The sequence below is a fragment of the Pseudomonas sp. BR20 genome (assembly GCF_050780135.1).
Classification (GTDB): domain Bacteria; phylum Pseudomonadota; class Gammaproteobacteria; order Pseudomonadales; family Pseudomonadaceae; genus Aquipseudomonas.
Genome location: NZ_CP172012.1, coordinates 1418124 through 1442396 on the forward strand (window position 1 = coordinate 1418124; position 24273 = coordinate 1442396).

18 protein-coding genes are annotated in these 24273 nt (G+C 61.1%); 15 read left to right on the forward strand and 3 right to left on the reverse strand.

Annotation, left to right across the window (positions count from 1 at the left end; genetic code table 11):
- Positions 1-13 precede the first annotated feature (13 nt).
- The 7 genes from ACHPFG_RS06375 to ACHPFG_RS06405 all read left to right on the forward strand — a co-directional run bounded on the left by ACHPFG_RS06375 (position 14) and on the right by ACHPFG_RS06405 (position 6599).
- A complete protein-coding gene (locus ACHPFG_RS06375) occupies positions 14-2617 on the forward strand; it encodes an outer membrane usher protein (protein ID WP_431701863.1) in 2604 nt (867 codons plus the stop codon).
- Positions 2614-3375, forward strand: coding sequence for a fimbria/pilus periplasmic chaperone (locus ACHPFG_RS06380; RefSeq protein ID WP_145335188.1), 762 nt, complete (start codon positions 2614-2616; stop codon positions 3373-3375). Before ACHPFG_RS06375 ends, ACHPFG_RS06380 begins: the two co-directional genes overlap by 4 nt.
- Positions 3376-3396: 21 nt before the next feature.
- On the forward strand, positions 3397-3978 hold the full coding sequence (locus ACHPFG_RS06385) for a fimbrial protein (protein ID WP_131697423.1): 582 nt from the start codon (positions 3397-3399) through the stop codon (positions 3976-3978).
- Positions 3971-4483 (forward strand): fimbrial protein, encoded by a 513-nt coding sequence (locus tag ACHPFG_RS06390; protein ID WP_371920959.1) that lies wholly within the window; start codon positions 3971-3973, stop codon positions 4481-4483. The genes ACHPFG_RS06385 and ACHPFG_RS06390 overlap by 8 nt, the downstream gene beginning before the upstream one ends.
- A 13-nt stretch (positions 4484-4496) precedes the next feature.
- The gene (locus ACHPFG_RS06395; protein ID WP_431701864.1) at positions 4497-4976 is read left to right on the forward strand and encodes a fimbrial protein; all 480 of its coding nucleotides are present in this window, start codon (positions 4497-4499) and stop codon (positions 4974-4976) included.
- 11 nt (positions 4977-4987) lie between these two features.
- Positions 4988-5536, forward strand: coding sequence for a fimbrial protein (locus ACHPFG_RS06400; RefSeq protein WP_431701865.1), 549 nt, complete (start codon positions 4988-4990; stop codon positions 5534-5536).
- Positions 5537-5642: 106 nt separating this feature from the next.
- Positions 5643-6599, forward strand: coding sequence for a fimbrial protein (locus ACHPFG_RS06405; RefSeq protein ID WP_431701866.1), 957 nt, complete (start codon positions 5643-5645; stop codon positions 6597-6599).
- A gap of 18 nt (positions 6600-6617) precedes the next feature.
- Here ACHPFG_RS06405 and ACHPFG_RS06410 read toward each other — a convergent pair whose 3' ends face one another.
- Positions 6618-7385: a siderophore-interacting protein gene (locus tag ACHPFG_RS06410; protein WP_431701867.1), complete on the reverse strand. Its 768-nt coding sequence runs from the start codon at positions 7383-7385 to the stop codon at positions 6618-6620.
- Positions 7382-7930, reverse strand: coding sequence for a PadR family transcriptional regulator (locus ACHPFG_RS06415; protein WP_145335182.1), 549 nt, complete (start codon positions 7928-7930; stop codon positions 7382-7384). The genes ACHPFG_RS06410 and ACHPFG_RS06415 overlap by 4 nt, the downstream gene beginning before the upstream one ends.
- Before the next feature lie 522 nt (positions 7931-8452).
- Between ACHPFG_RS06415 and ACHPFG_RS06420 the strand changes: the two genes are divergently transcribed.
- The 7 genes from ACHPFG_RS06420 (at position 8453) to ACHPFG_RS06450 (ending at position 16170) form a co-directional block, all read left to right on the forward strand.
- Positions 8453-8944, forward strand: a complete 492-nt coding sequence (locus ACHPFG_RS06420) for a CS1 type fimbrial major subunit (protein ID WP_431701868.1) — start codon at positions 8453-8455, stop codon at positions 8942-8944.
- 118 nt (positions 8945-9062) lie between these two features.
- On the forward strand, positions 9063-11588 hold the full coding sequence (locus tag ACHPFG_RS06425) for a CS1-pili formation C-terminal domain-containing protein (protein WP_431701869.1): 2526 nt from the start codon (positions 9063-9065) through the stop codon (positions 11586-11588).
- A gap of 5 nt (positions 11589-11593) precedes the next feature.
- On the forward strand, positions 11594-12853 hold the full coding sequence (locus ACHPFG_RS06430; RefSeq protein ID WP_237683035.1) for a hypothetical protein: 1260 nt from the start codon (positions 11594-11596) through the stop codon (positions 12851-12853).
- A gap of 365 nt (positions 12854-13218) precedes the next feature.
- Positions 13219-14142, forward strand: coding sequence for a hypothetical protein (locus ACHPFG_RS06435; RefSeq protein WP_431701870.1), 924 nt, complete (start codon positions 13219-13221; stop codon positions 14140-14142).
- Between the two features lie 15 nt (positions 14143-14157).
- The gene (locus tag ACHPFG_RS06440; protein ID WP_431701871.1) at positions 14158-14898 is read left to right on the forward strand and encodes a molecular chaperone; all 741 of its coding nucleotides are present in this window, start codon (positions 14158-14160) and stop codon (positions 14896-14898) included.
- On the forward strand, positions 14898-15416 hold the full coding sequence (locus ACHPFG_RS06445) for a CS1 type fimbrial major subunit (RefSeq protein WP_431701872.1): 519 nt from the start codon (positions 14898-14900) through the stop codon (positions 15414-15416). The genes ACHPFG_RS06440 and ACHPFG_RS06445 overlap by 1 nt, the downstream gene beginning before the upstream one ends.
- Before the next feature lie 13 nt (positions 15417-15429).
- On the forward strand, positions 15430-16170 hold the full coding sequence (locus ACHPFG_RS06450) for a molecular chaperone (RefSeq protein ID WP_431701873.1): 741 nt from the start codon (positions 15430-15432) through the stop codon (positions 16168-16170).
- Here ACHPFG_RS06450 and ACHPFG_RS06455 read toward each other — a convergent pair.
- Complete coding sequence (locus tag ACHPFG_RS06455) at positions 16113-19256, reverse strand: transglycosylase domain-containing protein (protein WP_431701874.1); 3144 nt, start codon at positions 19254-19256, stop codon at positions 16113-16115. The genes ACHPFG_RS06450 and ACHPFG_RS06455 overlap by 58 nt on opposite strands.
- A gap of 192 nt (positions 19257-19448) precedes the next feature.
- On the opposite strand from ACHPFG_RS06455, the gene ACHPFG_RS06460 reads away from it, so the two are divergent.
- Entirely contained in the window at positions 19449-24068 is a 4620-nt protein-coding gene (locus ACHPFG_RS06460; RefSeq protein ID WP_431701875.1) for a hypothetical protein, read from the forward strand.
- Positions 24069-24273: the final 205 nt, after the last annotated feature.

Consider the following 24273-nt stretch of genomic DNA (forward strand, 5'->3'; position numbering starts at 1 on the left):
ATGGGTTGCTTGCATGTTGAATACGGCGAAGGTCAAAAATACGCTGCGCTCAAACTTTTTCAGTGGGTTGATATTATTGCCGGGCACTGCGATGGCTGTCGGGGATATTGAGTTTAATACGGACGTTCTTGATCTGAGTGATCGAACTAATATTGACTTGTCTCAGTTCGCGCGCAGCGGTTTTATTCTGCCTGGCACTTACTCGATGGGGGTGCAGATCAATAACCAGGCGATTGCCGAGCACTCAGTGGCTTTCTATCCTCCCGATAATGATCCTAAAGGCAGCCAGGCCTGTTTGTCGCCGGCCCTGGTGGGCCTGTTGGGCCTCAAGGCGTCGGGCGCTGCTGAACTCAAGTGGTGGAAAGGCAGCGACTGCCTGGATATAGAAAGCTTGCCGGGCATGGAGGTCAGTGGCGACCTGGCCACCTCCACGCTGAACATCAGCGTGCCCCAGGCCTACCTTGAATACAGCGCCATCAATTGGGATCCGCCTTCCCGTTGGGATGAGGGCGTGCCGGGGCTGCTGGTCGATTACAACATGACGGTGCAGTCCAGTTATCAGAAGAATGACGGCACCCGTAACAATCTCAGTGGTAACGGTACCCTGGGGGCGAATGCCGGGGCCTGGCGCCTGAGGGCGGACTGGCAGGCGCGTGTCGAAAAAGGCCTCGACAGCGGGTACGGGGACCCACAACAGCTGGAGTGGAGTCGTTACTACGCCTATCGCGCAGTGCCTGCACTGAAGGCGCGCCTGACGGTGGGAGAGGACTACCTGTATTCGGACCTGTTTGACAGCTTCCGCTATACCGGCGCCGCTCTCATTTCCGATGCAAGCCAGCTGCCCCCCAACTTGCGTGGTTACGCGCCGGAAGTGGTGGGGGTCGCCAAAACAAATGCCAGGGTTGTTATCAGCCAGAAGGGCCGCGTGCTCTATGAAACGCTGGTCGCGGCAGGCCCGTATCGTATTCAGGACCTCAATGACGCCGTGAGCGGCACCCTGGATGTGCGGGTGGAAGAGCAGGATGGTTCGGTACACACCTTCCAGATCGATACGGCAAGCATTCCCTACCTGACGCGCCCTGGCCAGGTTCGTTACAAGCTGGCGGTGGGGCGACCCTCCGATCTTCAATACGGCGCCGATGGCAATGTTTTCGGCACCGGTGAATTCTCCTGGGGCGTCAGCAATGGCTGGTCGCTGTTCGGCGGCGCTATCACCGATAACAACTACCGTGCGTTGTCTGTCGGCGCCGGTCGTGACCTGTTGGCGCTTGGAGCCGTATCGCTGGATGTCACTCAGTCCCACGCCAGTGTGTGGAGTCAGTCGCTCTCGGGCAAATCCTACCGCCTTCAATACTCCAAGCACTTCGAGCAGTACGACAGCCAGGTGACGTTTGCCGGTTACCGGTTTTCCGAGAAAAACTACTTGAGCATGAGTGAGTACCTGGACGCTCGCCATTACGGGTTGAACGGCGAGCGCGGCGAAATCGATAATGTTGAGTTCATCGAGGGCTGGAAACCGATCGGCGACAGCAAGGCACTGTATACGGTGACGCTCAATAAGCAGTTTCGTGACCTTGGGGCGACGGTCTACGCCAGTTACAACAAACAGACGTATTGGGGGCGCCCGGACACGCAGCGCTGGAACCTGTCGATGTCGCGCTACTTCAATGTGGGCTCCGTCAGGAACATGAGCCTGTCCCTGAACATGTACCGCAGTCAGGAGTACGCCTACAAGGATAGCGGAATGGCGCTGACGGTCAGCCTGCCATTGGGGCGCAGCGGCACACTGTCGCTGGATGGGAGCAGGACCTCGGGCAAAGAGAGCTTTTCCACGCGTTACAGTGACCGCATCGATGAACGCAACAGCTACCAGCTCAGTGCCAGCGATCGTTCTGCCAGTGGTTATCTGAGCCATATTGGCGACCAGGCTGATATCGATCTCAGCGCCAGCACACAACAAGGCAATGGCAGAACCCTCAGTGCGTCTATTCGCGGTGGCGGCACGCTCACGCCCTACGGTGCGGCCCTGCACCGAACCAATACCGTCGGCGGGACCCGCCTGATGCTCGACACCGGTGGGGTACCCGACGTGCCTGTGCGGGGTTACGGCGTGTCGACCCGCACCAATGCCTTCGGCAAGGCGGTGATCTCCGATATCAGCAGCTACCAGCGTACGGCCGCCAGTGTTGACCTGGAGAGCTTGCCGAGCAACGTCGAGGCCACTCAGTCGGTGACGCAACTGACACTCACCGACGGGGCCATTGGTTATCGATCGCTGGACGTGATTGCCGGTGAAAAGGCCATGGCAGTCCTGCGCCTGCCGGATGGCAGTTCACCGCCCTTCGGCGCGACGGTGAAAAACATAAAACAGCAGGACACCGGAATTGTGAACGACGGCGGCGCCGTTTACCTGAGCGGCATCCAGGCCGGCGAGCAGATGATCGTCAGTTGGGGCGGCATCGACCAATGCCTGCTCACGCTGCCTGTGGTTTTGCCAGCCGACAGCTTGACCGATGCCCTGCAACTGCGCTGCCAGAGTGTCGCCACTGATCAATCCTCACCCGAGCCAGCAGCGCTGACCGGGAAGCGCACCGATACGGAGAATACCGCCTCATGATGCTCAATACGCGCCCTACACTCCTGGTCTTCGCACTGCTGGCTCTGGGCCTCAATCCGAACGCTGACGCTGCGGTTGGCCTGGACCGGACCCGTGTGATTTTTGATGGGGGCAAGGATGCCACCAGCGTGAACATTACCAATAACAACACCCAGTTGCCGTACCTGGCCCAGGGGTGGATCGAGGACGAGCAGGGCAACAAAATCGCCTCGCCCCTTATCGTGCTGCCGCCGGTTCAACGCTTGGAGCCCGGTAAACAAAGCCAGGTGAAAGTCCAGGCGTTGCCAGCGGTCAAATCGTTGCCCCAGGATCGCGAGACCGTCTACTACTTCAACCTGCGGGAAATTCCTCCGCGCAGCGACAAATCCAACACCCTGCAAATTGCGCTGCAGACCCGCATCAAATTGTTTTACCGCCCGCAAGCCATCATGCCCAGCCAGCAGGACTTGGCCAATCCCTGGCAGGAAAAGCTCACCCTCACCCGGCAAGGCGACCGTTACCAGGTGAATAACCCCACGCCTTACTACGTGTCCCTGGTGGACGCGCGCAGCAGCAAAGACGGCAAAACCGTGGCGGGCTTTGAACCGGTGATGATCCCGCCCAAGGGCACGCTGGCTTTGGGGCCAACGGCCAAGGCACTTGGCCAGGCCCCCTATCTGGCCTATGTGAACGATTACGGTGGACGCCCGCTCCTGGCGTTCACCTGCAGTGGCCAGACTTGCACGGTGAACGCGCAAGTCTCATCGCCTAATGAGTAGCGTCTGCTGCGGGAGAACGCCATGAAGTCGCACAACGTGAAAGTCCTGGGCTGCGTGTTATTGGCCTTGGCGGCGCGTGTGAGCGCCGAGGATGACGACGGTATCGATGGCCAGCGTGGCCGGTTGAACGTTAACGGGTCCATGCATGAATCGCCTTGCAGCCTGGAGATGACATCGCGCCATCAAACGATTGACCTGGGCGCCGTGTCGGCCAGCCAGTTGCAAAGACCTGGCGACCAGGCGCCATCGAGGCCCTTTCAGCTGCGCTTCCAGGACTGCCAGCGCATCGCCGGCAGTATCCGCAGTGAGCGTACCGGGAACCTGGCATGGAGCGCCCATCAACCGGTGCTGTCGGTCACGTTTATCGCGCCTGCCGATGCTGATGATCCACGGCTGGTCAAGGTGCAAGGCATCACCGGGATGGGGCTGCGTTTGACCGACGCCCTGGGCCGGGACGTGCAACTGGGCTCCCGGGGCGAGCCGTTGTTTTTGACCGAGGGCAGCAGTCTCCAGACCTGGCATGTTCAACCCACGCGCACCTCCGCTCCGTTGACCAGTGGGGCATTTCGGGCCGTGGTGGATTTCAGGCTCAGTTATGAGTGAGGGCAATCTAATGACGAAGGCAGTCGGCTCGCGGGCCATTCTTATAGGGGGAGGCCTGCTGTGGGCCGTCAGCCAGGGTGCGCTGGCCGAAACCAGCCTGATCATCCGCGCGGTCATCATTGCGCCTCCTCCATGCGTCATTAATGGTGGGAGTACGCTCAACGTGCCCTTTGGCAATGATCTGCTGACGTCGCGGGTGGACGGTGTCAACTATCGTCGCGACGTGCCCTATACCGTCACCTGCGACGCGCCTTTCAGCAATGCGATGAGGCTTGAGCTCAGGGGCACCGGGGCTTCGTTCGATGGTCGCGTACTCTCGACCCGTAACCCGGATCTTGGGGTGAAACTGTTCGTTAATGGCGCGGATTGGCCCCTGAATGCGGCCGTGAACTTTACCTATCCAACCTTCCCCGTCGTGCAGGCGGTGCCTGTCAAACGCGCGGGCAGCAGACTGACGGGGGGCGCGTTCGATGCCGCCGCTACCCTCGTGGTCGATTACCAGTGATGAGGAACGATCAATGACCTGTTGGCAGCGGCGAGCCTTGCTCGCCTTGTGTTCCATCGCCCTCAGCAGCGGCGCCTCGGCCAACTTGACCTTCAGCGGAACGCTTAATGAACCGCCGCCCTGCACGATCGATGCGGGGAACAAAATTGAAGTCGATTTCGGCGATGTCGGCGTAAAGCGAGTCGATGGTGTGAGATACCGTCAGGAGATTGGCTACACCATCAGTTGTGGGGCCGACACGCTGCCGTGGGTGCTGAAGTTGAGTGTCAACGGGACACCTACGACATTCGACGGCGCGGCATTGCAGACCAGTGCGCCAGACCTGGGGATTCGGATATTTCAGAATAACCTGCCGTTTCGACTCAATACGCCACTGGACATAACCGTGTCGTCACCGCCGGTATTGGAAGTCGTGCCGGTCAAGCAGCCGGGTGCAACGCTGGCCCCCGCAAGGTTTACAGCGGTGGCCACGCTGTTGGCCGAATACCAGTAGGAGTTGAAGCCATGGGACATGAAAGGGTTCATCGGAGGTGGCTGTGTGCCGTGCTGGCGGGGCTGCCAGCCTTCAGCCTGATCCCCGGGGCGCAGGCGGCGGACAACCTGAATTTCAAGGGCGCCCTGGTTGAAGAGGCCTGCACTATCCGGCCTGGCGACGAGGCCATTACCCTGGAGCTCTGGGACCTTACCAGCAAGCACCTCTACATCAACACGCGCTCAGTGGGCAAAGGTTTCAAGCTGCATCTGGAGGACTGTGACACCACGATCGGCAACACGGTGACCATCACGTTCGGCGGTGTGGAAAACCAGGCGCTGCCCGGGTTGTTTGCGCTTGATGGCGGCAGCGGTGCCTCGGGTATCGGGCTGGGGCTGGAGACGCTGAGCAACAAGCCATTACCCGTGAATAACGTCAGTGACGAACAGGTATTGGTCAATGGCAGCAATGTGATTGAGCTCAAAGCCTATGTGCAGGGTGAGCCGAATGCCATCAGGGATCAGACCATTGGCCATGGCGCCTACACCGTGACCTCTACGTTTACGCTGGACTATCCGTAATTCATAAGCTCAACAACCGGGTGCATACGCATTGGCTTTCAGGTCATTTACACGGGCTGATTGTTCGCTGGATGGCGCCTGTGTAGAGAAGCAACGAGAGATCAACATGAAACGACTATATGACAGCGCCATTGTGCTTCTCCTGCTGATGGGCATTAACACGACCGCGCAAGCCGTAGACTGCCGGGTCAATGGCGGTGAGTGGGCGCGCGTCACTCATCTGACCGTTCCCGTCACTGTGCGACTCGATACAGATCGCACGAGGATTCTGATGGAAGGTGCTCGGCTCGAATGTCGGTTTACGGCTGGAGCGGGCCCCGTTTGGGGCGCTGACTATTGGGAAACGGGCAATGCCTCAGGTACACCTTGGACATCCGGCCCCAAGTTTGCCGGTGAACAGAGTGGTTTGCGCATCAATGGCGCTTTCCTCAATACCCCGGTTCCGGCGGGTATACGGGTGGCCACCATGCCCAACAACGGGATCGGCTATCCGATCAATATCACCCCCTATATTCTGGTGCGCCACAGTCCCTCCAACCCGATCGATATTCGAGCAGGCGACACCCTCGGCCTGTTACGCCTGACCAGCTCGAACAATTACGACGCGACTCGGCCGCAACTCACCGTCACTTATACGGCCGCCAACAACTTCACCATCTCCCCGTCTACCTGCACGATCAACAATAACAACCCGATCGAGATCAACTTCGGCGATGTTCATCAGAGAGCAATAGGTACCGATCCGCTGACCACGTCCATCCGCAGCAATCGCCGGCTCACTTATTCATGCCCGGACGGCGGGATTACCACGCCGATCACCATCACTTACAAGGGCAGCCCCTCATCGTTCGACACGCGTCTGCTGATGATGACCAACCCGGATGTGGGGACAGCCCTTGTTCGTGGCGCAAGTGCGGTTCAAGTCGGTGGTTCGTTCCTGACCCAGATTACCAACAGTGTAGGAGGCGACGATGTGACGTTTTCCCTCGTACGGCGTGCCGGGTCCTTGCCTGCCGCCGGGGCTGTGAGCGGCAGCGGTGTACTTGTCATGGGGGTGCCATGACATTCCCACCCCTGAGGCTTACTCCTCTTCGCTGTCGGCCGCACGCCAGTAACCCACGGCCTTGAGGAATTCCTCATTGACCTTATGCGTGTCGAGCAGCACCCGGCGGATCTGGCGCGACAGCTTGGTTTCGGTGGCGACAAAGCTGTACAGCGAGCCACTCGGCAGCGTGAGGTTTTTCACGCTGTCGAGCAGGTCATCCTGACCGCGCACCACCCAGATCACCTCCACATCGGCGGCGCTTTCCAGGGCCTGCTGTTCCGCCGCATTGGCGATTTCAATCAGCGCAAGTACCTTGCGCCCCGCCGGCAGTTCTTCCAGGCGTCGACCAATGGCCGGCAGCGCGGTTTCGTCACCGATCAGCAGGTAGCTGTCGAAGATGTCCGGCACGATCATCGAGCCGCGTGGCCCGCCGATGTGCAGGTGTTGGCCGACCTTGGCCTGGTCGGCCCAGGTGGAGGCGGGGCCGTCGCCGTGCAGCACGAAGTCGATGTCCAGCTCGCCGGTGTCCAGGTCGAAGCGGCGTGGCGTGTAGTCGCGCATCGCCGGTTGCGGGCCGTCACCCTTGATGCTGAACGTCGGGCTCTCCAGCGCTGCCTGTTCGGCGGCGTTCTGCGGGAACAGCAGCTTGATGTGATCGTCACTGCCCAGGCTGATAAAGCCCGCCAGTTCCGGCCCGCCCAAGGTGATGCGGCGCATGCGCGGGGTGATATCGACTACCCGCAGTACCTCGAGACGGCGGCGTTTGATTTCGTGGGTCACGCGGTGGATGGCTTGGGTATTCATTGGGCTTCCCCGTCGGCAATGGCTTGGGCGGTGCCGTTGAGCAGCGCCGCGACACGAACGATTTCTTCCGGGCTCCAGCGCCCGTGGTGCGAATGCAAGGCGTGACGCAGGTTATGCACCGCCTCGTGGATTTCCGCTGGGCGATCATGGCCGCGCAACGAGCGCTTGCTCACCTCCATGCGCAGGCGAATGCCGTCGAGAGCGACAGCCTGTTCGCTTAAGAACAGACGACCGGCGTCGGTGATTGTGTAGCGTTTTTTCCCACCCTCGGCATCGCCGGCGATCAATTCGCTTTCTTCCAGGAAGGTCAGCGTGGGGTAGATCACGCCGGGGCTGGGGCTGTAGGCGCCGTCGAAGAGGGTTTCGATCCGGCGAATCAGGTCATAGCCGTGGCACGGCTGTTCGGCGATCAGCGCCGGCAGCAGCAATTTCAGGTCACCCGGCGCAAAGACGCGCGGGCCACGTCCGCCGCGTTCGCGGCCGGGGCGTTTTTCGAAGCCGTCGCGGTCGTCACCGTGGTCTCGGTGGTGATGAGGGTCTCTCATTGTCGTGTTCTCCTGTCTGATTTAGATACAACTTAAGATATATCTTACGCTTTGCGCAAAAGCGTCTGACGAGCGGTAGCGGCGACAAAAGGCAGCCTGCAACGGGCCGGATGCATTGAATTAGCGCCTGGCAATACCAGCAATTACTTGACAGGTAAATGGCACTTTTATGAATGAAGGATAAACTGCTTAATCAGTGCGTTAGTTCTAATCACGTTGAGAACCCCTCAATAGATAGCGTGTAGCCCATGTCCTACGGATAAGTGATTAATGCGAGTGGTACTGAGGTATCTGCGGTGTAATAAATGGATGACAGTTAATATTCATCTTATTGAATAATAAGGTTTTTATCTGTCGCGTCGCGTCGTGATTAATTACGCGTTTAAGCGAAAGCGCTGGCATCGTTAAGTGGGTTTTCGAGGGACTATTTACCGGCGTCGCAAGACACGAATTGCTCGGGTTTTGCCATGCGGTAAATAACGAATCCCCCACTAACATCTGATGCCACAACAGGTAATTAAAATGCTTAAAAAGACCGCTTTCGTACTGCCACTGATCGCACTGGCTGTCGGCTCTTCCAGCGTGTTTGCCGCCGGTGAAGCCACCAGCGTCATCAACATCAAGGCAACGATCCCAACCAAACAGTTCCACGCCCAGCCGTTGGACCCGGATTTCGGTAAGGACGAAACCATGTCCTACAACACCGTGACCGGTCAGTTGACCCCGATCCGTGCGACCTACGCGGTAAAAAATACCGACGGTTCGATCAAGGCCTACATCGAAGGCGGCCCGGCTTCCCTGAGCAACGGCACCTCTTCGATTGCCCTGACCACCACCTTCAACGGCGTGACCCTCACCGGTTCGCCACTGGAAGTCGTGGATGATGCCAGCTCCACTCCCGGCACCCAGGCTGACCTGGTCGTTGCGGCCGCCAAACCGGCTGACACCGACGCTGGCCTGTTCACCACCAACTACACCGTGGTGTTCGATCACGAGCCGCGCGTCACCCGTTGAGCGCGATTTGTTGATCGATAAGCATCGGCTTATTGCTTAGCCCTTACCGATCGACGGGCAGCCTCTGTCGGTTGATCGGTATCCAAGAATTCCCCGAGTGTAATCAGAGTATCCGTTCATGTTCCCGATGATTCTCATCGCGGCAGCGCTTGCCTTGTTGTTTTGTACGGGGGCGTTTGCAGCTGACGCGACAACTGGCACAACCCCAAGAAGTTTGCTGTCCCAGGCCAAGGGTTTACCGGCGGACTTTGAAGAGCACTTTTTTGATGTGCCGTTGGCAGTACGGGTCGAATTGGACCAGGAGTTTGTCGCCGAGGCGATGATCGTGCTGACCCGTGATGACCGCCTGACCCTGCTGGATTTCACCGATCACGAAGGCAGTGTGATCAAGGACGTCGAGCGTGATAGTTGGGGTGATTACCTCAAGCAGGGCGTGCCGTTGGGCGCCTGCGAAAGCAGCTGCCCGGCGCAACTGCTGGCAGTCCACTACAACCTGGAAAAGTCCCTGGTCACGTTGCTGACCGAAAACGCCGAACGTGAGGGGCAAGAGTCCAAGTATTACTCCCTGCCCTCCGGTGGCAGCACCGGCCTGATCGTACGTAACCAGCTCAACCTCAGCGGCGGCCAGGGCCAGGACCTCGGCGGACGCCTGGGGCTGGACGCCAGCGGCAGCCTGGGCAACTGGAACCAGGTGATGAACATGCAGTTTTCGCGCTTGGGCGGCCCGGACGACGATGCCCTCAACCATGCCGTGTACTCGCTGTATGCCCAGCGCGAAATGCACGGTGAGTTCCTGCGCCTGGGCTATTTCACCCCCAATGCCGAAGGCCTGACCCGCCAACTGCGCACCTTCGGTGCCAGCCCCGACACCGCCGTCGGCGTGATGTATGGCAGCTCCGACAGCCTGATGATCAGCAACCCCAAGCCGAGCATCTACCCGATTTACGTCACCGCCAATCGCCAGGCCTCGGTGGAGATCTACCGCAACGGCCTGCTGATCAACACCCAAGCCGTTTCCACCGGCCTGCAAAGCCTGGACACGCGGCCCTTGCCCGGCGGCATCTACGAGGTGGAAGTGCGCCTGGTAGAAGACGGCCAGATCACCAGCACCACCCAGGAGTTGGTGTACAAGCCCAACAACTGGCGCAACCTCGACAACCGCTGGCGCTACAACGTATTTGCCGGGCAAGAGAGCAAGTTGCTCAGCAACTGGGACGAACAATCCAGCGGCGACCTGACTGCCGGCGTATCCCTCAACTACCTGGCTCACCCGCGGGTGGTGCTGGGCATGTCCGGGCGCCAGGTCAAGGACAGCATGCAATACGGCACGTCGCTGGACTGGAGCCTGGCCAGTAACGCCAGCCTGTATGCCAACGTCTACCAGACCGACAACTACGGCACCGGCGTCGACTTCAACAGCCTCTACAACTACGGCCTGGGCAGCGTGGTGTTCAACCACACGCGCAGTTGGCTGGACAACCGCAACACCTACGAAACCCTGCCCGACGGTACCCGCATCCGCCAGCGCGATGTGTTCATCGGCCAGACCAGCCTTTCGTCGCTGTCCATCAATCATCGCCTGAGCAACCTGCGCTCCATCAATGCGCGGCTGGCCTACAGCGAAGGTAACAACGAAGGCCTGGGCCTGGACCTGGGCTGGACCGAACGCACCCAATTGTTCGGCAGCGATGCCAACTGGCGCTTGTCGGTGTTCGACCGCCCGGCCAGCTCCAGCACCGGCGACAAACGCAATCGCGGGATCGACCTGAGCGTCAGCCTGGCGCTCGGCAGCCCCGGCGAGCAGTGGTCCGCCAGCATCGGTACGCGAACCTCCCGCGATGGCAAGCGTGACAACAATGGCTCGCTGAGCTACCGACGCGACCTGCAGGACCACGTGCTGCAAAGCGTCTCCGCTACGGTACTGGCCGATACCTACGGCGTGGGCCTGTCGGGCATGGCCAGCTTCCAGAACGACGCGGTCAATGGCGACGGCTTCGTGCAGCGCTCATCGTTCAATAACGAACTGACCGGTGGCCTGAACCTGGACAGTACCTTCGCCTTCGGCGGGCAGAAGATGGTGTTCACCAGCCAATACGCCGGCAGCGGCTCGGGGATGATTGTCGATATTGAAAGCGACGTGGACGACATCGTCCTGCGCGCCGATGACCTGAGTGGCGGCAGCACCGTGCTGCGGCCGGGGCGCAACTTCATCCCGATCACCGCCTACAAGGGCAGCTCGGTCAGCTTCGACTTCGACGGCAACCACGCTCCGGCGGCGAATATCCAGCCACCGCGCACGGCCTACCACTTGAACAAGGGCGGCGTGGACTATCGCAAGGTCAGCGTGATGCGCACCGTCACCGTACTCGGGCGCCTGGTGGACCCCCAGGGCAAACCGCTCAAGGGCCATCACATCCTCAACCACGCCAGCCGTGGGGTGAGCGAGGTCGACGGGTTCTTCTCCCTGGAAATGAACGCCAGCTCGCCCACCCTCGAAGTGCGCCGCAACAACCAGTTGCTGTGCCAGTTCCGCCTGGATACCGCCAACGCGCGCAATGAAAACGACGTGCTGATGATCGGTGATCTGCGGTGTACGCCGGATACGTTGGCCGATTCCGCTATCACCACACACGTAGCAGGTTGAGTGTCATGACACGTTCACTAATTACCATGAGACCTATCAGCACATTGATCACCCGGTTCGGCAGTGTGGGCGCAGCTCTGTTGTTCAGTACAACGGCGGCTGCATTTACCCAGGAAATTACTGCTGTGTTCAGCCCCGATCCCGGCAACCCGATGGTCAACAAATTCAAGAACACCACGCCCATCAGTACGATCTGCGAATTCCATATTCCGGCGCGGTGCAAGGCGCTGGATATTTTCAGTCTTCGAGAACCGACCTTCACCGCCAGCTCCAATGGACCGGTTTTGGCCAATCACGAGGACGACCGTCAAGGGTTTATGGTGCAGGTGCCTTCAGACTGGCGAGATTTGACCGTCACGCATCTTAGAACGGGAGAGACTGAGACTGTACAGATGCGCATTGCAGGTCTGGGTGGGATGTGGAGTGTTTCGCGCCCGCCGGGAGTCTCGGCTTGGGCCCAACCAGGTGTTGGCTGGGACCGTCAATGGCGACAAGCGCCCAGTCCTTGCCAAAGCACCAACCATCTGGCGGCAGGCGTTACGTTTGCCTCGTACTTCTGGCTGGTTCCTGAAGGGGCTGGCATTTGCAATCGAAAGCCCTCGGTGGACATCCCGGTGATGAGGTTCACTCAGCTGGAGTATGCCTATGAGCTCAGGACGCCCAACCCGCTGGGCATGTCCTCCGGCGAATACACCGGTAGCCTCACCTACACGATGGGACCTCGGGGCGATTATGATTTTGGTGATGTGATGATGCCCTCACAAAATTCCATCACCTTCAATTTCACCCTGACTGTGCAACACCAACTTCAGGTCGAGGTCCCGCCCGGTGGCAACCGTGTCGAACTGATCCCTCAGGGCGGCTGGCAGGCCTGGTTGAACCAGGGGCGCAAGCCGGCGCGGCTGTTCCGTGACCAGACCTTCAATATTTCCGCCTCGTCGCGTTTCAAGATGCAGATGGCCTGCGAGCGCGTCATCGGGGACACCTGTGCATTGAAAAACAACACTGACGGTCATGAAGTACCCCTGGATATCAGCGTCAGCCTGCCCCATGGCTTGAATCGTCAGGATGGCGCAGCCGTGAACCGCCAGCCGCTGCTGTTGAGCGGTGCCGGTACCGAGTTGTTCCAGCCGGGGTTCTACGTCGATCGACGGCCCGGTACGTTGCACTTCGAGGTCACGAAAGACTCCGCCGACCAGATGCTCAGCCGGGGCGGATCGACCTATTCGGGCCAGGTTTCTGTGGTCTGGGATTCAGAAGTATGAGGTGCCCTCAGATAGATGCCGTTGCTGGAAGAGGCAAGACTGTATCGAGGCTGGCAGGGCGGTGTTCGCAGCTTGCTGCCAGTTTGTTATTGGCGTCGCTGGCAATGCCCGTAATGGGTGTGGAGATGAACATCCATGCTGAGTTTCGGCCGGACCCTTCACAGCCGCACTTGAATAAGTTCGAGAACAAAACGCCAAGCGTTGGTTACTGTGCGTCTTTTCCCGCCCAATGTACTGCCCTGAACATATTCAGTCTCAGGGCCGCCATTTCGGCGGATTCCGTTACGCAGATCGCTGCTTTTCATACGGATCAACGCCAAGGCGCGATGTTTAAAGTGCCAACGGAGTGGCAGGACCTGACCGTCGTGCATCGACAGACTCAGGAGACCGAGACGTTAAGGGTACGGATCATGGGTGTCGGCTCGACGTATGCCATCCCCAATCTGGTCAGCCTGGTGGGCGGCGGCGTTACCCCTTTGCAGGCTCACCAGCAATTATGGACCGGCTCCAGTTGGGTTTACCCGCCGCGCACCTGCCTGGGCACCGGGGTGAGCTTGTATGGGACGACAACGTATGGGTTTTTCTGGCGAACACCGGTCGGTTCTCTCTGTGCCAGACAAGCCAGGTTCGATATTCCCACCATGCGCTTAACCAACCTGGAGTTCGCCTATGAACTCATCACGCCCAACCCCTTGGGCATGACTTCAGGGGAGTACGTCGGTCGCCATCAATACACCGTAGGGCCAGGGAAGGACTTTGATTTGGGCGACGTGATGTTGCCCAGCAGTCCTACCCTGACCCTGAACTTCACCCTGGCGGTGCAACATGACCTTAAAGTCGAAGTTCCCCCCAACGGCAACCGTATCGAGCTGGTGCCCCACGGCGGTTGGCAAGCCTGGCTGAACCAGGGCCGCAAACCTGCGCGTTTGTTCCGCGACCAGACCTTCCGCATTTCTGCTTCGTCGCGTTTCAAGATGCAAATGAGCTGCGAGCGGACCATAGGCGACACCTGCGCCCTGAAGAACCCCACCGACGGCCATGAGGTGCCGCTGGACGTCAGCGTCAGCCTGCCCCATGGCCTGAATCGACCGGACGGCAGCGCCGTGAATCGCCAACCGCTGTTGCTCAGCGGCGCCGGTACCGAGCAGTTCCAGCCGGGCTTCTATGTCAACCAACGGCCCGGCACCTTGCACTTCGAGGTCAAGAAGGATTACGCCGACCAGATGCTCAGCCGGGGTGGATCCACCTACTCGGGCCAGGTCACGGTGGTCTGGGATTCGGAGCTCTAAATGAGGTTTACAGCAATGAAACATTTGTTGGCGCTGTGCGCGCTGTGCTGGTTGCCGCTGTCGGCACCGGCGGCCCCCAATATCAACGTGGGGGTGTTTTATGACTACCTGGACGGCGACAAAAGCACCTACCTGAAACGGATCTTCAACGGCGGCGACAGTACGGCGTTCATCAAGGTGTCGGTGATGGAGATCCTCTACAAGGCCGACGGCAGTTCCGAGGAAGTCGAGCTCCAGAGCAACGCAGAAAACACCGCTCGCGATGGCTTGATGGCTACGCCGGCGCGTCTGATCGTCCCCTCCAATGGCATGCAGGGCACACGCTTGCTGTACCTGGGCGCGCGGGAAAAAGAGCGCTATTTCCGTCTGCGCTTCGTGCCGGTGATGCCGGAGCCGGAGGATGACTTTGCCGTGTCCAGTGAGGCGCGTGAATCTTACAAAGAAAGTCTCTCGGCCGGGGTCACGGTGCTGGCCGGGTTTGGCACGGTGTTCTTCGTGCGCCCCAAAGACACTCGCTTTGCCACCCGTATCGACGAGCAACCCGCCGAATACGCGCTGCATAACGACGGTAACAGCGTCGTGGTGGTGGATCAGTTCAAGGACTGCGCCAGCGGCAATGCCCAGGACTGCCTGCCCGTCACCAAGAACCACATCCTGCCGGGTCGTGCCTTCAGCTTTCCCAAGCAGGCCGGGCGTACCTACCGCTTTACCCTGGTTGAGGGCAGCGAAAAAAAACCTTATGAGGTCAAAGGCTGATGCTCAGAAAAAGAGCCCATGGAGCCGGGTATCGCCCGGACAAGGTCATCGCGACGCTATTGCTGTTGATGGTTACAGCGCTGCTCAGTACCCAGGCCCTCGCGATCCGTGAGGAGCAGGTGTTCGATGTGTCGGTCACCATCCCAACCGCCGACTTTTACGTGCTGCCCATCAACCCGGTATTTCTGGAGCGCGAGCAGGAGATGGCCTGGAACCTGGTGAGTCGCACGCTCAAGCCATTGCGTGAGCACTTCGATGTGAAGAACAGCGGCGGCGGCATCGTTGCGCGCCTGGGGGAGTTGCCGGTGCTCTCCAACGGCCGGCGCCTGATTCTGTTGAATGTCACCTTCAACGGCGAATGGCTGGACTTGACCGACACCCTGGTGGTGCCCGCCGAGGAGGCGCGGGCCGGCAAGCGGGTGCTGTTGGAAATTGCCGCTGTCGAGCCCGAGGACGGTTATACCCCGGGCGACTATTTCGGCAGCGTTCATCTGATATTCGACGCGTTGCGACCGTGATAACGAGGTGCTTATGAAATACATTTATGCAGTACTGGGCATGTGCCTGTGGTCCTTCAACGCCCAGGCCGGGCCGGCCATCAACGTCGGCGATTTTTACGACTATTTGAATGGCGACAAGAACACTTACCTCAAGCGTGTGTTCAACGGCGGCACCAGCACCGCGTTCGTCAAGATCAAAGTCACGGAGATGCTCTACAAACCCGATGGCAGCTACGACGAAGTGCCCCTCAAAAGCCAGGCCGACGGCCTCGTGCGCGATGGCCTGATGGCCAGCCCGGCACGCCTGATCGTGCCGGCCAATGCGATGCAAAGCACGCGCTTTCTGTTCATGGGCGAGCGCGATCGTGAACGTTACTTCCGGGTGCGCTACCTGCCGGTGGCGCCGGAAAAGGACGATGACTTCGGCATCAATGATGAAGACCGCGCCGCCTATGAAGCATCCCTGGCGGCGGGTGTGCGGGTGATGTCCGGATACGGCACGGTGTTTTTCGTGCGGCCCGAACACAGCCGTTTTGATACCCGCGTCGAGAACGGCGGGCGCACCTACACCCTGCGCAATGCCGGTAACACCGTCGTAGTGGTGGATGAGTTCAAGGACTGTTCGGTCGCCGACCGCACGGACTGCGCGCCGATCACCAAGAACCATATCTTCCCGGGACGGGTGTTCAGCTTTGAGAAGCAGGCCGGACGGGTCTATCGGTTCTTCGTGGTAGAGGGCAGCACCGAGAAAGTCGTCGAGATCAGTGGCTGAGGCACGCTGCACAAGGTATGACCACCCGGTTGCAGATACGGCATCAGCACCGGCGCCATGCCCTTGAGCACCTGCACCGGCAGTGCCGAGGTAAAGGTGAAGTTCTGCGCGCCGCTGCCAGGGACGAAGGCGGTGAGGGTGCCGAAATGCCGGTCGCCGATATAGAACACAAAGGTTGCCGTGCGGTTGATCGACTTCGAGCTGAGCACGCGCCCACCGGCGCCAATCGCTTCGATGCGGTTGTCGCCGGTGCCGGTCTTGCCGCCCATGGCCAGCGGTGTGCCGTCGGTCAGCTTGAAGCTGCCCGACACGCGTTTCGCCGTGCCCGCATCCACTACCTGGGACAACGCGCCGCGCAAGGCGGTGGCGACTTCGCTGGGCATCACCCGCTTGCCTTTGTCGGGGTTGTTGACCAGGTGGGTTTCATAGGGGGTGTCGGCGGCAAAATGCAGGCTGTCGATGCGCAGCGTCGGCTCGCGTATGCCGTCGTTAAGGATCGTCCCCACCAGTTCCGCCAACGCCGCCGGGCGGTCTCCCGAGCTGCCGATGGCGGTGGCCAGTGACGGCACCAAATGGTCGAACGGGTAGCCGACCGCCTGCCAGCGTTGATGAATATCCAGGAACGCCTCGATCTCCAGCATGGTGCGGATGCGACTGTCGCGCGCGCTCTTATGGCGGCTCTTGAACAGCCAGCCATAGACCTCCTGGCGCTCGTGCTCGCTGGCGGCGACGGCCTGGGTGAAGGTGGCGTCGGGGTGGTTCAGCAGGTAACCGAGCAGCCACAGGTCCAGGGGGTGGACCTTGGCGATATAGCCTTGGTCCGGCAGGTCGTAGGCACCGGGGCCGTAGTCTTTGTAGAGCTTGCTCAGGCGCTCGTCGGTGAGTTTTTCCGCGGTTTTGGTGCCGGTCAGGTGCGAGCGCACGAAGCTGTTGAAACTCGCCTGGCTGGCCTGGGGCAACAGGTAGCGGTGCACGGCGGCCAGGCGGATGGCGGTAGGGTGCAGGCCGTCCAGAAAGGTCGCGAGCCGGGCCTGGGTGTCCTTGTTGCGGTATTTTTTCCAGAAGCGCAGCAGGAAGGTCGTGCCTTCGCGGTCGGCGAACTGGGCCAGGTATTCCTGGCGCCGTGGGTCGCTGTCGTCCTTGAGCAACTCGGCACTGTTGTTGTCACCGTGATAGGTGCTGTAGCGCACCAGGTCGCGCATCAGGCGAATGAACGGCAGGTTGATCGACTCGCGCAGGGCGTCGCGCAAGGTCGGGTTGCGGCCGTTGTCTTCATTGCGAAAGTTATGGAAGCGATGCAGGCCGCCACCGGTAAAAAAGCTTTCGCCGGGGCTGGCGGAATATTGCCGGTCGAGCGCGGCGTCGAGCATTTTCGACAGGCTCTGGTCGCGGTTTTGCACCAGGTAGTCCACGGCCCAGCGCGACAAGCGGTCCTGCTCGTCAATCTCGACTTTTTTCAACACGGCGGGCGTCTGGCCGGCATAGCGCTGGTGCAACTCGCTGATGATTTGCAGGTAGGTGGTGAGCACCCGCAGCTTGGCGGTGGAGCCCAGTTCGAGCTTGCTGCTCTCATTGATATCGAAAGGTTGGTCGGTGTTGTCGGTCTGCACCCGCACCCGCGCGCCGTCGCCGGTCATCTCGTAGAGCGTGAAGCTGTAGCGCACCTGAGTCGTGCTGGCGGGTGTCAGCAGGCGCGGGCCGAGCAGGCCGAGTTGCCCGGCGAAGGCCGGATCGGCCAGGTGCTTGAGGTAGGCGGTGGCCTGGGTTTGCAGGTCGTTTTGCAAGGTGCTGGTGGCGCTCAGGTCCAGGCGATCAAGGTCATACAGCGGGCGGTTGAGCAGGGTGGCTAGACGGTTGCGGGCCACGCTGATGCCTTTGTTGGTTTCAATCGGTTGGATCGTCGGTTGCTGCTGCCAGTCGCGGTAACTGACCTTGCTGGCCAGGGCCGCCTTGGCCAGGGCAGGGGCGATGACGCTGTTTTGTTCCAGCAGGCGGATATGGCTGTCGGTCAGGGTCGCCAGCTCCGCGTGGCCTTTGGACAGGTAATGGGAAGGCCGGCGCTGGGCGATCATCAACGACAACACTTCGCGCAGGGCCAGGCCCTTTTGCGCGAGGTTCTGCGGGCTGTTGTCGGCGAGCAGCGCATTGGTGCGGTTGAAGTCGGCGCCGTACCACACCCGCAGACCGTCGGCCATACCATGCACTTCGCCGTGACCGGGCACCGCAGACAACGGCACGCTGTTGAGGTAGTCGCGCACGATGTTCTGGCGCGCCTGCAAGGTCTGCGGGCCGTCCTGATAGGCGCGCACGCTGGCGGAAAACATCTGGCGCAGTTTCTCGCCGCCCGACAGCGTCAACCCATCAGGGGAGTGGCGGTATTTTTCCAGCTGGGTGGCCAGGGTGCTGCCGCCGGCCGTCTGTCCGGGCAAATGCAACAGCTTGGCCACTTGCGACCACGCCGCCTTGGCGAAACGCGGCCAGTCCACCGCCGGGTTGGCCTGGGGCTGTGCCGGGTCGAGCAGGTCGCGGTTTTCGATGAACAGCAGGCTGTTGACCACCACGGGCGGAATCGCGTCGAAACGCTGGTAGGACTGCTGTGGATAGGTGAACTGGTACAACGGCTCGGCGCGGCAGTCGCTGATCGACAAGCCCGCCTGGATTTTCTCCGTGTAGGGCACGAACAGACCGCGCTCGACATAGGTCATCAAGGGCGCGGAGAAGCGCACCTGGCTCTGGATCAGGTAGTTGCGCTTGAGCAGGCGCGGCAGGAACTCATCGAGGTCGCTGTAGCCCAGGCGTTTGTCGAACGGCCCGGCACCGGGATAAACCAGCGCCTCGCTGGGGCCGGGTTCCAGGGTGTAGGTCAAGGTCGCGGCCAGGCGGCTCAGTTCCCGGGCCTGCCAGTGCGACGTGCGCATTTCGCGCTGGGCGGCAAAGCCCGCAGCGATCAGGCCGATCACCAGCAGCAGCCATACCATTCGCCACCTGTACAACGGTTTGCGGGGGCGTCGTGGCAATGGCTGTTCGTCCATGCTGTCGGTGGGAGCCGCAGCCTCGGTTGAATCGGTTTGCCATAAAGCGCCCATAGTCGATTGATCCATCCCGGCAGATTGATCGGACTTGACTGAAGCTTAGACGCTGATTGGCGCTGTCGAGGAAATTGTCTGCAGTGAGGGCGGGCGGGTGCATACCCGGTTACCACAAATGGGCGCGGGACTGCCCCTACCGTTCAGGGCTTATCGGACCGATTCCAGCGTCCGTACAAGGAAGTCCAGCCCATGCCTGAAACACCTTCATTGCGTCGTAACCATATCGAGCAAGTTCTCACGCTGTTTTCCAACGTCCCCACCCTGCGGGAGGTGGCGATCACGCAGGTGCAGGCCACACTCGATCGACGTTTCCCAGCCTTCAACCTGCTGGCCGAACGGGTGGCCATCGGCACCCCGATGCAGGCCGACCAGTACCACTACAGCCTGCTTGCCGACGAGGTGATGGTGCGCCTGACCAGTGCCCGGCCGATGCGGTATATCGAGGACTACCATCAGGTATGCCTGCGTCAACGAGAAATCCATGTGCCCGGTGGCCCGCCCTTGGCGGCTATCGAGCAGGTGGTCAACCAGCTCGGGCCGAACCTGTTGCAGGCCTGGCTGGAGCGGCTGGAGGCGTGGTGGCGGGCAACGGTACCGGTGAACACCACACGATGGGCCTACCTGTCCGATGACTGCCTGGCCTTGTTGTATGACAGCCAGAAACCGCCGGGGATGGATGAGCAGCAATTTGCCCGGTTATTCCCCCGCACGGCGTTACGCGCCGGTCGCCCGGATCGCGAATGGAGCCTGCACGGCGCAACGTTGCAGGTCCAGACCGTACATGTCAGGCCGCAAGGTTCACAGACCTCGGAAATGCTGCCGCTGCTGATCCTCGCCCATCGGTTGCCCGGTGCCGAGCTGCCTACCTTGCTGCTGTTCAGCCCGGCGACCGGCCTTCACCCGCTCGCCCGCCTGGAGGACATCGAGCCATTGATTCCCGACTACCTCAGCCAGCGCCTGGTCGGCCCGACGCTCGAGTGGTTTGTCCAGGTGCCCTGGGGGGATCCGTTCGATGCGCTGGCCGCCAGTTATGCCGAGCGTCAGCGGGCGGATGTATTGGCCATCGACCTCACGGTGCCCCGAACGCCCGCGCAGTTTCAGCACATGCTCGATTATGTGACTGATCCTTCGCGCTGGTTTGAGTCAGTCCTGACCCCGTTTCAACTGCGCTTGCAGGACCAACTGCCGCTGTGGCTGATCCATGCGTCGGCGGCAGACAGCCTGGCGTACGCCCGTGCGCTTCAGGCACTGGTCGTGGCGCAGGCCGCAGCCGGCGGGCGTAGCTTTGTTGACGGCATCGCGCCGCTGCGTACCTTTGCCGCACAGGCTCTGAAGCAATGCCTGCGCAAGGATCGCCGGGCCGACGGCATCGAGCCGGAGGACATCGAACTGACTTACCACATCGTGACGGCGGCGATGACGCCGGGCGGGTTTGCCACGGGCGAGGTGCACCCGGTGAGCCTGAGCCTTACGGACCTGGCCTTGGCGAACCTGGGTGGTTTTCCCCATTTGCCGTCGTCGATCCACCTCAACGGCAGCCCCGCCCCCGACTGGCTGACGGCAACGTTGCTCAAGGGATGTGTGACCGAGGTGGATATCGGGCAAACCTACCCGGCGCTGCTCCAGCAAACGCTGGTGGACGATGCGGCTGAGCGGCAGCGCCGTGAAGCGTTGTTCACCCGGCAGGTCGGTGCACAACTGCCGCTGCTGGCGTTGCAGATGAAGATCAAGGGCGAGCACGGCTTGACCGAGGCCGGTTATCGCCTGGTGCAGGCGGCCGTGATGCAGCAGCCGGAGGCGGCGTTTTGGCCGTTGACATTCAAGGCCACGCCGACCTCATCGTCGGATGCGGTGGTCAATCTGTATGTGATTGGCCCCCGGCAGTCCGAGGAGGGGCCGCACCTGCTCTACCGGCCCTTGTTCAGTCCCTGCCTGCGTGAATTCGCAACGGCTCAAGCCTTGTTCGATGCGATCAAGGCTCCCGGCGAACTGCAGGACACGGTACTGGCCTGGCTCCCCGCGACACGCCAGGCGGTGTATGCCAACGGCGGTTTCGAGGAACCGCATGTGCGGCGCTTCCTGGCCGGCGATGAGTTCAGCGTGCCCGAGCGCCCGGCGCCGGCGCGCTTGAGCAAGCAACCGCTGGCCGCTGACCCGCTGCCTCAGGTATTTGCTTCCACGGTCCAGGCGCTGATCAGTCTGGCCCGACGCCAATCGGTGTCCAACGCCGAGCAGCGCTGGGCGACGTTGAAGGAAGGCGGCTGGTTGCTGTTCAACAGCCTGTTGCCGTTCCTCAGGGGACCGGTGGCGTTGGTGGGATGGATGGTTCAGGTGATGGACAGTGTTCAGCAGGACGTGCAGGCCATCAGCGGCAACCAGCCGGCCTTACAGGCATCGGGTGTGATGGACCTGTTGAGCAACCTGGTGCTGATACTCGCGCACCGGGCTTCGCCCCACGAGTGGCCGTCGACCCTGGACCTGCAACACCCGGCGTTCGCGCCGACCCCCCCGAGGCTCGCGCCGGCAACCCTGGTGCGTGGCCCACTCGACGTGCAACTTCGCGCCCCCGGTGGCTGGAGCAATGCCCGCGACACCCTGACAGCGGATTTGAAAGCCCGCCTTGAGCAGCTGAGTCTCAAGGCCTTTGCCCTGCCTTGGCCGGTACGTTTGCCCGGCGCGCAGGTGGGCGGGCGGCTCAATGGGATGTTATTCAACCCCGCCACGCAACCGCCGCAGTGGCAGGTGCTGGTACGCGGTCATTTGTACCGGGCCAGGGTCACGGACAACAGTGTGCGGATCATCAGCGCCGATGGTCGCGTGTCCGGGCCTTGGCTCAAGTTGGTGGACAGTGTCTATTGGGACGTGGATTTGAGCCTGCGTCTGCGCTTGATCGGCGGGCAGCCCGATACACCGGTGGCAGGGGCGGACACTGAGTCGCGTCACGAGCAATTGGAGCGGGACTATCGTCAATACGGCCAGCGTCGGGAAACCGCGAATCGGGCCATGGTCGTGGCCTACACCCTCAAGACCAGTGATGCCGCCAGCGTCACCGACCAGCAGCGCGCCACGGCGAGCAGTCGTTATACCCAGGAGTTGCAGAGCAAGCTGGAGGCGTCGTTGCTGGAACTGCAATGCCTCAAGGCGCTGCAACTGCTCAAGCCCCGAGCGGGCTATGAACGTGAACTGTCGACGTCGCTCGAGGGGCTGATCCTCAGCCTGCGGCAACTGCTGATGCACGCCCGGGCAACGACCGTCGCCATCAATGCCCGATTGGTACCGGTGCTGGACCGGGTGCAATCGCTGAGTGAGGACGAGGCCACCTGGGACGTCAATCAACAGGCCCACCAGGTGTTGATGGAAGGGCTGCGGCAGTTGGCTGACAGCAACGAAAATGCGATCCGCTGGCGTACTCAGGAACTCAACTTGCTGCAAGAGCTGGAAGCGGTTCCCAAGTTCGGGCGGGACAGGGCCCAAGCCTTGCGGCAGAGCGAGTTGGTGGGGCCGACGGTGCTGGAACTGCAGTCGTTGCAGGTGACGGCCCTGTGGGCGGTGGCGCTGAAGACCGAAGGGCCGAGGCTGGATGAAGATTTTTTCCAAAGCCTGGACGACACCATTCAGCGCGCGCGTTGGGCCAGCGGGTCCCAGGCGCAACTGGACGAATTGGCGCCCCATAGCACGGAGTTACGCATCGAGTTGCTGGAGAGCTTCAACCGTGTCTACGCCCAGACCGATGACCGCATCGAATTCTGGCGGGCCATGGAGCCGGATAAATTCCATCTCGATTACCTGGATAAATTGCAGCAGCTGTTCACCCAACTGCACGCTGATGTCGAACGCGAGCTGTCTGCGGCCCTGATGCCCGCGAACCCTGCGCCACGCCCGGCACCGGCACCTCGTGCACCGCGCAAAAATATCATTCGCACACGCAATCAGGGTTTGTATGTCGCTCAACTCAAGATGACGACTGGCGAGCAGCCGACGCAGGTGGCAGAGGTGTTGGATGTCCGGAACAGCGTGATTGCCTCGTTCACCCCGGCCGCCGATGGGATCTGGGAACCGGTCGAGAAAGCGGCTCCCCGGCGTGCAGGTTCAATGCCCAGTCTCAGTCGCTTGATTGAGCAGGGCCAGGCCTTGCGGGCTGCGGTGGAGCAAGCCATTGGCGAAGTCCTGAAAATGGCGCGCAGGGCCAACGAACCACAGTCGCTGCAGGACATCCTGGAGCAGCGCGCCGACAAGTTGCGCCAGTGTGCCGAGGCCATCCAGCGCCACCTTCAGCACAGCGAGCCGGCGCGCCTGGCTGCCACCCAGCGGGCGCGGGCCAGGACCGAAGCCGACGCACTGCGGGCTGCGGCCAGTCGTTTATCCGAGCAGGGCCTGCAGGCTCGATTGAATGCGATCAAGGCCCGCCTGCCCACTCAGTCCGGGGTGGACGTGCTGGTCAGCCATCATGAGGCGAATATTTTCCGGCAGGGCGGGCGTGTCGCCCTGGCCGCACGCCCCAATGATTGGTTGCAGGCTTATGGGGTGGTGGATGTACACACGCGCCAGCCCCTGTGGTACGCGCATTTCCACTATGAACGCCAGGCGGGGCCGGACGACCATTTCACTGCGGCGCACCTCAAGACCCCGGAGCAACACCGCATGGGCAAACAAACCCAGGCCCAGGCGCAGGCCCAGGCGTTTGCCAGCATCCAGGCCGGGCAGGGCGGGCGGGCCTTGCAGGCCCTGGAGATCCATCGTGGCGAAATCAACCTGCGCATGGCCCGCAAGTTGTTCTTCGACGCACCGCAGTGGAGGCGTGACGAATAGGCGCGGCTTGAAATGACGCACCATTGCCGTGCGATACTCCAACCGCGCAATCGGAGTTTTCCGGGAGTTCCCGCTGAATATTGCCGTTTATAGAGTGAAAATCACTGGGTTGAGCTTTTTATACTGCACCCCCCTGATCTGGCCCGGCCAGACCGTTTGACCCAAAAGGTCAAGCGGAGACGGCACCCCATGGCGCACCCGCCGT

Coding starts and splice junctions, on each gene's coding strand:
- ACHPFG_RS06425 (WP_431701869.1), top strand. CDS start 9,063: ATGTTCCCGATGATTCTCATCGCGGCAGCGCTTGCCTTGTTGTTTTGT.
- ACHPFG_RS06400 (WP_431701865.1), top strand. CDS start 4,988: ATGGGACATGAAAGGGTTCATCGGAGGTGGCTGTGTGCCGTGCTGGCG.
- ACHPFG_RS06395 (WP_431701864.1), top strand. CDS start 4,497: ATGACCTGTTGGCAGCGGCGAGCCTTGCTCGCCTTGTGTTCCATCGCC.
- ACHPFG_RS06455 (WP_431701874.1), bottom strand. CDS start 19,256: ATGGGCGCTTTATGGCAAACCGATTCAACCGAGGCTGCGGCTCCCACC.
- ACHPFG_RS06460 (WP_431701875.1), top strand. CDS start 19,449: ATGCCTGAAACACCTTCATTGCGTCGTAACCATATCGAGCAAGTTCTC.
- ACHPFG_RS06415 (WP_145335182.1), bottom strand. CDS start 7,930: ATGAGAGACCCTCATCACCACCGAGACCACGGTGACGACCGCGACGGC.
- ACHPFG_RS06410 (WP_431701867.1), bottom strand. CDS start 7,385: ATGAATACCCAAGCCATCCACCGCGTGACCCACGAAATCAAACGCCGC.
- ACHPFG_RS06375 (WP_431701863.1), top strand. CDS start 14: ATGTTGAATACGGCGAAGGTCAAAAATACGCTGCGCTCAAACTTTTTC.
- ACHPFG_RS06445 (WP_431701872.1), top strand. CDS start 14,898: ATGCTCAGAAAAAGAGCCCATGGAGCCGGGTATCGCCCGGACAAGGTC.
- ACHPFG_RS06385 (WP_131697423.1), top strand. CDS start 3,397: ATGAAGTCGCACAACGTGAAAGTCCTGGGCTGCGTGTTATTGGCCTTG.
- ACHPFG_RS06405 (WP_431701866.1), top strand. CDS start 5,643: ATGAAACGACTATATGACAGCGCCATTGTGCTTCTCCTGCTGATGGGC.
- ACHPFG_RS06390 (WP_371920959.1), top strand. CDS start 3,971: ATGAGTGAGGGCAATCTAATGACGAAGGCAGTCGGCTCGCGGGCCATT.
- ACHPFG_RS06450 (WP_431701873.1), top strand. CDS start 15,430: ATGAAATACATTTATGCAGTACTGGGCATGTGCCTGTGGTCCTTCAAC.
- ACHPFG_RS06440 (WP_431701871.1), top strand. CDS start 14,158: ATGAAACATTTGTTGGCGCTGTGCGCGCTGTGCTGGTTGCCGCTGTCG.
- ACHPFG_RS06420 (WP_431701868.1), top strand. CDS start 8,453: ATGCTTAAAAAGACCGCTTTCGTACTGCCACTGATCGCACTGGCTGTC.
- ACHPFG_RS06430 (WP_237683035.1), top strand. CDS start 11,594: ATGACACGTTCACTAATTACCATGAGACCTATCAGCACATTGATCACC.
- ACHPFG_RS06380 (WP_145335188.1), top strand. CDS start 2,614: ATGATGCTCAATACGCGCCCTACACTCCTGGTCTTCGCACTGCTGGCT.